Origin of the sequence: Acidiplasma cupricumulans, assembly GCF_001402935.1 — an archaeon.
GTDB lineage: Archaea > Thermoplasmatota > Thermoplasmata > Thermoplasmatales > Thermoplasmataceae > Acidiplasma > Acidiplasma aeolicum.
Genome location: NZ_LKBH01000177.1, coordinates 1 through 12,239, shown reverse-complemented (window position 1 = coordinate 12,239; position 12,239 = coordinate 1). Strand labels below are relative to the sequence as shown.

At 35.0% G+C, this 12,239-nt stretch carries 11 protein-coding genes; 6 read left to right on the top strand and 5 right to left on the bottom strand.

The annotated features are described in order from the left end of the window. Positions 1-111 precede the first annotated feature (111 nt). Positions 112-1,035 carry a sulfur oxygenase/reductase gene (gene sor / locus AOG55_RS04780; protein WP_048101654.1) on the top strand — a complete coding sequence of 308 codons (924 nt, stop codon included), beginning with the start codon at positions 112-114 and terminating at the stop codon, positions 1,033-1,035. Positions 1,036-1,102: 67 nt separating this feature from the next. Here sor and priS read toward each other — a convergent pair whose 3' ends face one another. Next, positions 1,103-2,239: a DNA primase catalytic subunit PriS gene (gene priS / locus AOG55_RS04775; RefSeq protein WP_048101653.1), complete on the bottom strand. Its 1,137-nt coding sequence runs from the start codon at positions 2,237-2,239 to the stop codon at positions 1,103-1,105. 84 nt (positions 2,240-2,323) lie between these two features. Between priS and AOG55_RS04770 the strand changes: the two genes are divergently transcribed. Next, a complete protein-coding gene (locus AOG55_RS04770; protein ID WP_048101652.1) occupies positions 2,324-3,340 on the top strand; it encodes a type II glyceraldehyde-3-phosphate dehydrogenase in 1,017 nt (338 codons plus the stop codon). Then, positions 3,340-4,332, top strand: a complete 993-nt coding sequence (gene radA / locus AOG55_RS04765) for a DNA repair and recombination protein RadA (protein WP_048101651.1) — start codon at positions 3,340-3,342, stop codon at positions 4,330-4,332. Before AOG55_RS04770 ends, radA begins: the two co-directional genes overlap by 1 nt. Positions 4,333-4,348: 16 nt before the next feature. On the opposite strand, the gene AOG55_RS04760 is transcribed toward radA, so the two are convergent. Together AOG55_RS04760 and smc are read right to left on the bottom strand one after the other, a co-directional pair. Further along, positions 4,349-5,104, bottom strand: a complete 756-nt coding sequence (locus AOG55_RS04760; protein ID WP_048101650.1) for a hypothetical protein — start codon at positions 5,102-5,104, stop codon at positions 4,349-4,351. Then, complete coding sequence (gene smc, locus AOG55_RS04755) at positions 5,061-8,558, bottom strand: chromosome segregation protein SMC (protein WP_055032539.1); 3,498 nt, start codon at positions 8,556-8,558, stop codon at positions 5,061-5,063. The genes AOG55_RS04760 and smc overlap by 44 nt, the downstream gene beginning before the upstream one ends. A 98-nt stretch (positions 8,559-8,656) precedes the next feature. On the opposite strand from smc, the gene AOG55_RS04750 reads away from it, so the two are divergent. Together AOG55_RS04750 and AOG55_RS04745 are read left to right on the top strand one after the other, a co-directional pair. Next, the gene (locus AOG55_RS04750; RefSeq protein WP_055040968.1) at positions 8,657-9,646 is read left to right on the top strand and encodes a tyrosine--tRNA ligase; all 990 of its coding nucleotides are present in this window, start codon (positions 8,657-8,659) and stop codon (positions 9,644-9,646) included. Then, on the top strand, positions 9,647-9,928 hold the full coding sequence (locus AOG55_RS04745) for a hypothetical protein (protein WP_048101647.1): 282 nt from the start codon (positions 9,647-9,649) through the stop codon (positions 9,926-9,928). On the opposite strand, the gene fen is transcribed toward AOG55_RS04745, so the two are convergent. Next, on the bottom strand, positions 9,925-10,944 hold the full coding sequence (fen, locus tag AOG55_RS04740) for a flap endonuclease-1 (RefSeq protein WP_048101646.1): 1,020 nt from the start codon (positions 10,942-10,944) through the stop codon (positions 9,925-9,927). The two genes, AOG55_RS04745 and fen, sit on opposite strands and share 4 nt — an antisense overlap. 3 nt (positions 10,945-10,947) lie before the next feature. Then, entirely contained in the window at positions 10,948-11,655 is a 708-nt protein-coding gene (gene radB, locus AOG55_RS04735) for a DNA repair and recombination protein RadB (RefSeq protein WP_048101645.1), read from the bottom strand. Between the two features lie 92 nt (positions 11,656-11,747). Between radB and AOG55_RS04730 the strand changes: the two genes are divergently transcribed. After that, positions 11,748-12,188, top strand: a complete 441-nt coding sequence (locus AOG55_RS04730; RefSeq protein WP_048101644.1) for a hypothetical protein — start codon at positions 11,748-11,750, stop codon at positions 12,186-12,188. Positions 12,189-12,239 lie beyond the last annotated feature (51 nt).

Below are 12,239 nucleotides of genomic sequence, written 5' to 3'. Positions count from 1 at the left end.
TAGATATCTAATGATATTTTCATTAAAAGTTTGATTAATATTAAAAATATTCATAAACATGATTAAAAATGTTTAAATATGAATATTAAATTATACACATGGTGACAAAAAGTGCCAAAACCATATGTAGCAATAAACGAGGTAGAAATGTTAAATGATGAGACGACAATGAAAATGTTCCAGCAGGTTGGTCCAAAGGTTTGCCAGGTTACAGCCAGGCATCCCGGGTTTGTTGGATTCCAGAACCATATGCAGTTTGGTATAATACCGCTCGGAACAAGGTATGGTGGCGGATCAATGGACATGACCAAAATGAGCACAATGAACGTTTACCAGTACACAATGTGGAAAAACATAAAGGACCATGAGGATATGCACAGGGACAACTTCACATCAATATTCAGATTATGCTCTGCATGTTTATCACAGGTTGTATACGGACCATGGGAACCATTATATGAAATTGTTGATGCAAACATGCCTGTAAATACAGAAATGACGGACTTTACAGTAATGTTTGGCAAGAAATTTGCAGCAGGTGACCCATCTGGAGTACCACCAATATCAATGCCATATGGAAAAAGAACAATTGCCCTCTCAGAGCATACAGTAAAGAAGGATATGCAGAAGGAATTTGAGAGCAATATAATGGAGGTCATGAAGGATTTCGAGCATGCCCCCGGATTCCTTGGGTACATGATACTTAAGGAGATTGGAGTATCAGCAGTAGGTTCATTCCAGCTCAAGGCAAAGGGAATACATGAAACACTTGAATCAAATGGCGAGGTTCCAAAGGATCAGGAAGGTGCATTCAAGCCAGAGGAGGCAGTACCAACACCACCTGAATACAGGGTGCACATGGAATGGTCCTCACCAGAGGATGCAATGTTCGGAATAGGCAGGGTATTATTCGCACATCCCGCAAGGGAACTGCACGACAAGGTACTGGATACATTAATAAGGGGTCCATACATAAGACTATTAAACCCAATGATGGAAGGAACCACATGGAGAGAGTACCTTAACTCTCCATAAATTTTATTTTTAAATAATTTTTTAATTTTAATGCCTATTTTTATTTAAAATTTATAAAAAGAATAAATTATGTGACAAAATCAGATACACCTATGGCATTTGTAAATACTGCAACATACAATGGTACCTTATGCTCACCATTGCCTAATATAAAATGCTCATTGTTCATGGCAATTTCAAATTTATTTATTTTTATATTAATTATTTTTTCCTTCTCCTTAAATACATCAGGTATGGCCTCATTTAAGGGATTAAAATCTCTTAAATAATCTATTTTTAAGGGTTTTACCATTAATCCAGTTTTTCCATGAAGGCTTAATGGAAATCTGATAAGCCTGTGTATATCTGTTGTAACAGGCTCATCTATTTCAGCAAGGTTACCCTTTTTAAAGTTTTCAATGATGTATTTAAATATATCCCTGTTATATGTAATTTTGTTTTTCGCATCAAATGAATCCATGATCTTAAATTTATTTCCGGATTTATCGGTAAAAAAATCAATAATTTTTTTTCCGTTAAAATACTTTTGGAGATAATTTATATAGTTATTGTAATTTCTGCCAAGTATTGATTTTATAATATTCTCATCAATGTTTTCATAAAATTCTGAAATGTAGTTATTTAATTTTTTAAGTATACCGTAGTTAAAAAAATCATCGTCAAGGTTTTTAAGGTCATCAATATTAATACCCTCGATTCTTATATAATCACCTATTTCCCTTCTGGCATCAGAATCCAGCTGGTATACGGCATCACTCTCTATATGTACATGATACCCCCTGCCACCGGAAAAGTATAAATGAATGTTATCCTCGGTAAAACCAAAATCGTCCATGAGAACATTTATAAGTCTTAATGTATGCTTTTTTACCTCATCCAGTATCTGTGCATACGTCATCTTATTTGCACCCTCTATATGATCTGCATCAAGATCAAAAATCAGTTCTGCACCCAGCCATTCCTTTTCCTGCATTCTTGTAATTTCCGGATGCCTGTAATATGCCGATGAATAATAAAGATGCCTGGGCACAATTTTTTTCACAAATCTTTCTATTTCAATGTTGTTGTTATACATTCTGTGCCTTACCATGCTTCCATTAAATGGAATATACCCTATTTCCCTCTGGAATAGAAGATCCGGAGGTTTTATAGGATTTTTCACATAATAATCTCTAAAATAATCCCTGAGTTCTAATTTTTCCACCCAAACCAATTATTTTTTTTCTTATAATATTTTGCATAGCCTAAATAAATAAATTTATAACCATATGTAACATAATTATGCAATATGATTGGTGTAGGAATCAATGGATATGGTACTATTGGAAGGCGTGTCGCCCATGCTGTTTCAGCCCAGGATGATATGTTTGTTACCGGCATAGTTAAAAATTCCCCGGATTATGTTGCAAAGGAGGCATCAAAATATTTTAATGTTTATGTACCCTCTGAGGACAAAATTCCGGAGTTTGAGGAGAATGGCATAAGGGTTAAGGGAACACTGGATGATTTGTGTTCTGATTCTGACATAATCGTTGATGGAACCCCAGAAGGCATGGGTGAGAGGAATATAAAAAAATACCGGGAATACAATATAAAGGCCATACTTGAGGGTGGAGAAAAGGCATCTGCTGTTGAAACAAGCTTTAATGCCTATTCTAGTTTTGATGATGCATTAAATAAAAATTATGTGAGGGTTGTATCATGTAATACCACTGCACTTGCAAGGTCCCTGTACCCAATACATTCAAGTTATAAAATAAAAAATGTTAATGCGGTTATACTGAGGCGTGCCACTGATCCAAATGATTCAAAAAAGGGGCCTATAAATGCCATGGAACCATCAATGCAGTATCCTTCACATCATGCCCCTGATCTTCAGACAGTAATAAAGGGAATTAATATACTGACAACGGCTGTAAAGATTCCAACAACCCTGATGCATATACATGTTGTTGATGTCGATCTTGAGGATAATCTTAAAGAGGATGACATAATTGATATCTGGAAAAATTATGGCAGGCTCTTGCTTCTTAACAGCTCAGACGGCCTTAAATCCACAGCACAGATAATGGATCTTGCAAGGGAGCTATCAAGGAACAGGTCTGATTTATATGAAATAGCAATCTGGCGTGACAGCATAAAAATTAATAACAATAAACTGCATTACATACAGGCTGTACATCAGGAAAGTGATGTTATACCTGAAAATGTGGATGCTATAAGAGCTATGTTCAATTTGTTAGGTAAGGATGAATCAATTCGCAAAACCGATTCATCGCTTAAGATAAAAGGAGGGATATTTTAATGGCTAAAAAGGATGTTGAAAATGAGGAGAAGGTTGAGGAAAGCAAAAAGGAGATTACAATAGAGGATCTTCCAGGCGTGGGCGAGGCAACTGCTGAAAAATTAAGGGAAAGCGGATATGATGATATAATGACCATAGCCGTGGCATCCCCAAAGGACCTTGCAGATATAAGTGGAATAGCTGAAGGCGCCGCAATAAAAATCATTAATGCGGCAAGAAAATACGCTGATGTGGGTAATTTTGAAACAGGGGAGGAGATACTAAAAAGGAGGCAGGAGGTAATAAAATTATCAACAGGATCCAAAAATCTTGACACACTCCTGGGCGGTGGCCTGGAAACCCAATCCATCACTGAATTTTTTGGCGAATTTGGGTCTGGTAAAACTCAGATAATGCTGCAGCTGGCGGTTAATGCCACACTTCCAAAGGAACAGGGCGGCCTTGAATCAGACGTGCTTATTATAGACACTGAAAATACATTCAGGCCTGAGAGGATTATACAGATGGCAAAGGCCAAAAATCTGGACCCTGATGAAACTTTAAAAAGAATACATGTTGCCAGGGCTTATAATGCTCATCACCAGATACTTCTTGCAGAAAAGGCTGCTGATGTTGCCAAGGAGTTTCCAATAAAACTCTTAATAGTGGATTCATTAACATCGCATTTTAGATCAGAATATGTTGGCAGGGGTTCTCTGGCAGAGAGGCAGCAGCTTTTAAATAAACACATGCATGATCTGCTTAAATTTGGAACCATATATAATGCTGTAATAGCCGTGACAAATCAGGTATCGGCAAATCCCGCCGTATTTTTTGGCGATCCAATGACACCAATAGGCGGTAACATTGTGGGGCATACTGCAACATTCAGAATTTATCTTAGAAAGGCCAAGGCTGGAAAAAGAATAGCAAGATTAATAGACTCACCATACCTGCCGGAGGGTGAGGCGGTTATAATGATAAGTGAGGATGGAATATCGGACGGTGTATAAATTTATTTAAAATATTTTAAAATAATTTGGTTATTATGATGTTTCCAAATGGTTCATTCTGTTCCATGCTAATCCTTCCCCTTTTTTCAAGAAAAAGCATGTAAAGGAGAAATTCTGATCTTTCCTCTGTAGTTTTACCCCAGTAATCCTCAAGGAAAAATGGATTTATATATTTTTTAATTTCCTCCTGGACGCGGTTTATTCCTTCCTCTATATCCTCCTTATTTGATTTCATTAATATGTCCTCATTTATATCCACCGATGTGTCCTTTATTGTTTTTTCTTCCCTGGATTTCTTATAAACCCTTTTTATTGAATCCAGCAATTCAATTAGCGTTACATTTCTTTTGTCCTCATGCATTACAGGCTCCTTAAGATCAATAAAATCTGAAACCTCGTCATCGTCCATGGAATCCTCTATTTCAGGATAATCATCAGTTAACTCATCGGATATTTTATTACTGTTATACCCTCTTATCATTGCAATGCTTTTTTCATAAAGAATATGCCATGCACTGGATATAAGAAGTCCGGCCACCTCAAAATTTGGCTCAGGCTCACTAAAAAAAAGGTCCTTAAACTGCAGTATATCGATTTTCCATGGGTCTATTTTGCCATCCATGGCCAGTTTAAATACCTTTGATACGGTTTCAGAAAAAATATCTGGATATACCAAATTTTCATTTGCCTCATTTAATATTTCCTCGTATTCTGATATATCCTCATTTTCACCTTGCCTTATTATCGCCCTGAGAATCTCGCTTTTCTCCATCGTCCTCCTCCATATATTTTTCCACAATTTTTGTATTCCCATGCCCATCGGTGGTTACACCTATTATGTTTGTTGCAAATTTTGACACAGCCTTTTTCAGGGATACCATTATAACCTGTGCCTTTTTAGAATTCTCCCTGAAAAGCTTTCCAACCTGTTCTGCATTATAACCATCAAGGAACATATCAACCTCATCCAGATAATATACCGGTGATGGTTTTTCATTCTGAAATGCCAGTATAAGGGCAAGAACAGCAACACTCTTCTCACCGCCACTCAGTGCATCTATTTTTATCATGTATTTCCCCTTGGGCATTGCCTTTATGTAAATTTCAGAATTTAATGGGTCATCCCTGCTGGTTATCTCCAGCGTGGCCTCACCACCAGTAAGCCTGTAATAAATCTCCTTAAAATTTTTATTAATGCCATCAAAAAGGTCAAGAAATGTTTTTTTCTCCTCCTCTATAATTTTATTCTGCATGTCTATAAGGCTTTCGCGTTCCCTTTTTAATGTGTCATATTTTTCTATATTTTCTGAATACTTTGAATACTCATCATCATATTCCTGTATTGCCTTCTGATTTATGGGGCCAAGTGATATTATTTCATTTTCATTATGGGCAATTTTTTCCCTAATCTCCCTTACAGTAAGCTTAAAATCAGGTATATCAGCATCAATAATCTCATTATGTATTTCATTAGACTTCTCAATTAGACCATCTATTTTTGCGTTTAATGATGTTATAAGTATATTTTTTTTATTAATTCCATCCTCTGTATTTCTTATATCAATTAATATTCTGTCCAGTGCATCATTAAGTTCAACCTTTTTATTGTATAAATCCCTAGATTTTGAATCTATTTCATACTCTCTGGCCCTCAGTTCATTCAGTGCATTATTTTTTTTATCAAGATCATTTTTTAAATCCTGAAGTTCTTTACTTTTTTCTTCAAGGGATTTTTTGTAATTCCCTATTTTTTCATCAAGCTCTGTAATTCTCTGCTCAAAATGTTTAATATCATTATTTATTGTAATTAATGTATCGCTGTGCGACTTATATTCTGCATTGGCCCTATTCAATTCAGATTCTATCTGTTTTTCTATTTCCATGTTTTCAGGATTTATCTCCTTTAGCTGTTTAAAAATTTCTTCCTTTTCCCTGTTATTTTTATAAGCTTTTAGCCTTAATTCCCTAAGATCAACCTCAATATTTTTAAGGTTATCTGTAAGTTCTGCTATTTCCCTTTTTAAGGTTTCAATGGAATCATTATATGATTGCAGCGATTTTTTCGATTCACCTAAAAGATTTTTATTTGATTCAAGATTTGCAGTTTCAACATCCCTTTTTCTTGTTAAATCTGTTAACTGGGATGAAACATTTCCAAGCTCGGAGTTTGCATTTTTCAATTCGCCATCTATTATTATGTTTTCATTTTCAAGGCTGGCTATTTCCTTTGTTATTCTGTTATATAAAATCTCATCGTTTTTCAGGTATCCGCCGGTTATTGATCCGGAGGCCTCAAAAATTTCCCCATCCAGTGTAACAATCCTTACACCGCCCATATGCTTCCTTGCATTTTCAATATTATCAAATAGTAATGTATCGGCAAAGCAGTACATGACTGCCATTTTAAATTTTTCATCATATCTTACAAAATCCCTTATAAACCCAATTGATATGCCATCCCTTACAAGTTTTTCACTTTTTTCATGATCCTTTGGGGCCATGATTTTATTTAATGGTATAAATGTAAGCCTTCCAAGTTTTTTTTCCTTTAAAATATTAATGCATCTTTCTGCGGCATAGTCATCATCAACAACTATTGCCCTCAGGCGTGCACCCCCAGAGACTATGACTGCATTTCCATATTTTTCATCGTATTCTATTAGATTTTTTAATTCACCATAAATCCCAGGTATGGTACCATGCTCCATTATATTATGTATCTCCTTAACTGCAGGAGACATTCCACCGCTGTAATTAAGCCCCCTTAACTGTTTTTCAAGTTCCCTTATCTTTTGATCATTATCTGATTTATTCCTTGATAATGATGAGACCTTATTCCTTAAATCAATGAAACGTGAGTTAATAAGATTTATTTCCTTTGAGTATTCATTTATGTTATCCTGTGACGCCTCTATTTTCCATTTTAAATCCTTTACCTTAAGCTGTAAATCCCTGTAACTATCCTCCTTTATGGAAATTTCCCTTTTTTTAACGGAAATTTTTTCACCAATATCATTTATTAACGCATTTTTTTCTTCAATTTCAGAATTTATTGAATTTATGGAATCATCAATAGATTTTAGTTTTTCATTTAAATCCCTCAATTTTTTGGAATTTGCATAATTCTCCTGACGAAATTTTTCAAGCTCTGCGGATATTTTATTTATGTTATTCTCATCTGTTTTTATATATGATTCATAATTCTTTTTCTCCCTGAGTTTATTCTGCAGTTCATTTTTCTGAAATTCCATGGAATCTTTGGAGGCCTTTATCTGCATTTCATAGCTGTCTATGTTTTCTCTATGGGTATTAATGCCTGCATTTATTGTTGCTATTTCCCTTGTTGTCTCCTCTATTTCCTTTCTGAGTTTTAAAACCTCTGATCCACCAAGGTCATTAAGCTTTTTCTCTATTTCCCTTATATTTTCCTGTGTTTTATTCTTATTATCATTAAGCTCTTTTAACCTTATATTAAGCTTATTTAATTCCGAATCAAGCCTTTTAACATCATTTTTATATAAATTTATCTCTCCCTCTATATTCTCAAGATCCTTTAGCTTTAAATACGCATTCATATCATCTATTTCTTTTTTTAAATTTGAATATTTTCTGGCATTTTCCCTATCAATATTTAATCTGTCAAGATTATGTTTAATTTCAGAGATCTTTGCATCCAGTATGTTTATGTTTTCATTGAGGCCATTAATATCGTTTTTGGCATTTTCAATTCTTTCTTTATAGCTCTCAATTCCTGCCATTGATTCTATTAATTTTCTTCTCTCGGCGCCGGACATTTTTATTATATTATTAATATCACCCTGAAGGACAAAACTGTAAGAATCGAGGTATATATGGAAGGAATCAATTAATTTTAATACATCTAAATAACGGGCCCTTTTTCCATTAAGATAATAATTTGATTTTATTTCATTTCCATTGTTTACTATTTCCCTAGAAAGTGTGTACTTTTTATCTCCCTCTGAAATGGTCAGTGTGACCGAGCATCTTTTTAATGGTGGATCTGACTTATGTATGAAATCAGCAGCGCGATCCACCCTTATTGCCTTATTTGATTTTGCACCTAGAACAAATAGCATTGCATCCCCCAGGTTACTTTTACCGGAACCATTAGGGCCTATAATAACAGTGAATCCATCTTTAAGCCTTACAGTTACCTTTTTTCCGTATGACTTAAAGTTTTCCATTTCTATGGATTCAATAATCATATAATATGACAATGTCAGAAGGTATATTTATTTTATGTTATATATTATAGGCTTCATGCCTAAAAAGGTTAATAAAATAATATTATATAAACCATAAAATGGAAAATATAGAACTTTTAAAAAGAGATACATCAGAAATTATTACCGAGGATGAGGCTCTGGATGCACTCAAAAATTCCTGCAAGGGATACTGGGGCGTTGAACCCTCAGGGCTGCCCCACATAGCCACAGGCATACTGTTTACGAATAAAATAAATGATATGGTCAGGGCCGGGATTAAAATGAAGGTTCTTCTGGCCGACTGGCATGCCCGGGTAAATGATAAGCTCGGTGGTGATATTGAAAAAATAAGGGAGAGTGGTGAACTTTTAAAAAGAACCATGATCGCTGCAGGTCTTGATAGCAGTGTTGAATTCATCTGGGCCGGTGACCTCGTTTCAAGCAGGGATTACTGGGAGGAACTTTTAAAAGTTTCAAAAAATTCATCACTTTTGAGAATAAGGAGGGCGCTTCCCATAATGGGCAGAACAGAGGAGGATGCCGACAGGGATTTTAGTAAATACATATATCCACTAATGCAGGTTACAGATATAATTTACATGGACCTTGACTTTGCCCTAGGAGGCATGGATCAGAGGCATGCCCACATGCTTCAGAGGGATGTTGCGGAGAAAATGGGCGTTAAAAAGGTAATCTCAGTGCATATGCCCCTCATATCAAGCCTTAAGGGATCAGGGAGAATGGATGACTTCAAAAAAATGTCCAAAAGCGACCCTGATTCGGCCATTTTTATTACAGATTCTGACGAGGATATCAAAAGAAAAATAAAACACGCATACTGTCCTGCCGGTGTTACAGAAAATAATCCCGTAATTGACATTTTAAAATACGTTGTTTTCCCGTACTATCAGGAAAGATTAACAATAAACAGGCCTGAAAGCAAGGGTGGCCCCGTGGAAGTGGATTTTCACGAACTTATTAATTTATATGAAAATCAAAAGATTCATCCAGTAGATTTAAAGAACGCGGCTGCAGAATCCATAATAAATATAATAGGTCCTGTGAGAGAAAAAATAGAAGGTGATTAAATGCCGTGGATTCCAAAAAAGGCTGTTGAAAAAACAGTTTACAGCAGTTTACTAAAAATGGATAATGGCAGGCTAATATCCCTAAAAACCAAAAAAAAGGACAGGTCAGTTACAATATATAAAGATAATAATTTATACAAAATAATAGAGGACGGATTTAAAAATGAATCATATGAAATAGGCGATGAAAAGGAATTAAAAAAAATGTTAAAAACACTTATAGAAATAGAGTTTCCAAGAAGCCATGAAATACTTGTAACCAGCCAGGAGGATAAAAATTAGGTAAATTTATCAAGGCTGGACTGGCTTGTGTCTGTAAAATTTCTGTCCATTATATCCAGTACATTTATTATTCTTGATTCAGAGAAATTGTGCTGGCCGCACAGGAAATCAATTATCCTGTTTCTATCCGGCCTTTTGAAGTTAAGGTTAATATTCTTCTCAACCGGTGGGTTTTTAAAAAAATCCTTTATTTCATCCAGATGATCTATGTTTTTGTTTTTTTCCTTTAGAACATTTTCTATTGTTCCAAATTTCTTTATGAGCTTTAATGCGGTTTTTGCACCAATCCCCGGTATACCTGAATTAAAATCGGTACCGACCAGAATCCCTATATCTATTAACTGTTCCTGTGTTATTCCATTGTTTTCAAGATTCTCCTCAAGGTTTATAATTTCCGGTGATACATTAATATATTTACCAGTGCCAGAAATCCTCCGCTTTCCATACACTGTAAAATTCCTTAATACACGCGGGGCACCAAATAGCAGGCAGTCATAATCCTGAGAGATAACAGAATCAACAATGCCGGCCCTTGCCGTGTATGATGCCTGTGCCTCACCCTCGGAAGGCGCCTGTATCCACGGTATCCCCATAAAATCAAGAAGCTTTTTGGATTCATTAATTATATCATCTGTAATATAATTTATTCTTGATGAAAGGGACCTTGCCCTTTCCATGTCGTTATTTTTTATTGCAGCATTAAGTTCCTCTATATTTTTTTCCCTTATCAGCCTTCTTTCCTTTAGTGTCTCATTTTTAAGATAAAATGGTTTTCCATCAAAACAGTAAACCGGTTTTATCTTATTTTCCAGCAGTGAGGATGTTCTATAAAATATACCTGAAAGATGTGATGTAATATTTCCCGCGCTATCCTTTAAAGGTTCACCATCCTCACCCCTTATGCTGCTTAAGAACTGGTATATAATGTTATAAGCATCAACAGTAACCATCTTACCTGCATTTTCCTTTAATGTTGTGGCATGCTTTATTAATATACTGGATATATCTACCCCCATGAATCACACCTGACACGATATGCCATTTTTTGTTATTTTAAATTCACTAAATAAATTTTCCTGGATTGACCTGTGCTTTATCACCGTTATTCTTCTGTTTCCATTATCCATTTTCTCAATATAATAAATGGCCTTCATGGCATGGTCTATAAAATAACCGCCAAATGGCTCAATTTTATGATTTTCAACATCTGCATATATCTGATTTGTAATAAGCACAGGAATTTCATATTTAATTGCAATACCGGACAGAATATTAAGCTGCCTTTCGTACCCCTCCATTCTTGCATTGGCATCGGTACCCGTTTCCATCCTGAAAAAATTTGTAAATGAATCAACAACCATTAAGCCTATACTTTTCCTTGAATCCCTTTTTTCTGCTATTAGCTTCTCCGCCTTTATCACAGCCAGATGCTGGTCATCAAGCGATTTAACCCTGTAAATATTAATATCGTTGTAGTTAAAATCATCACCACATATCTGTTTAAACCTTTCCACAGAAAATCCTTCAGTATCTATATAAATAACCTGCCTGCCAGATTTTACCATTGAGTATGAAAATATCATGGATAGATTTGTTTTGCCTGCCCCACCCATTCCATAAAATTCGGTTATTATACCAGGTTCTATACCACCCTGCATTAAGTTATCTATGCAATCATATCCTGATGGTATCTTTTCAGGTACCTCTGTGAACTTAATTTTTTCCATTTATTGTTAAATCCATAATACTATAAAAAAATATATGATTGTTATTATGGACATTAACAACTTTTTTATAATCATATTTTATTATAATTAAAATGGCAGATGTTTATATTGTTATTGGTGTTGCGCTATTAATTGTAGGAATATTCTCAATATTTTCAAATGTCCTTGTAATAGGCATACCACTGATCATTGTTGCAGCCTTCTTTTTATTCCAGTATTACTACAGTTCAGGCAAGCATGTTAATAAAAAAGTATCCAAAATAACATATGATGGAATAATAGAAACGGGGCTTTCAAAAATAGAAAGGGGGACATTTTATGTTGATAAGGACAAATTCATTTCAGAAATGTCCAAAATTAAGGATATAGTCTCACTTCAGGGAAAAATGCCAGAATTTGGCCTTGATGCCATATATTTTGATTTTAATACCCAGGCCTCGGCAGAAAAGTTTTCAATGGCAATAAATAGCACTGGTGTTAAGGCCTCTGTTTTGCAGGAAAGAACACAATGGAAGGTTAAAATTGATTTTTAATGTTTTAACATGACCATGCAACACAGTGTTACACACTATATATAATTTATT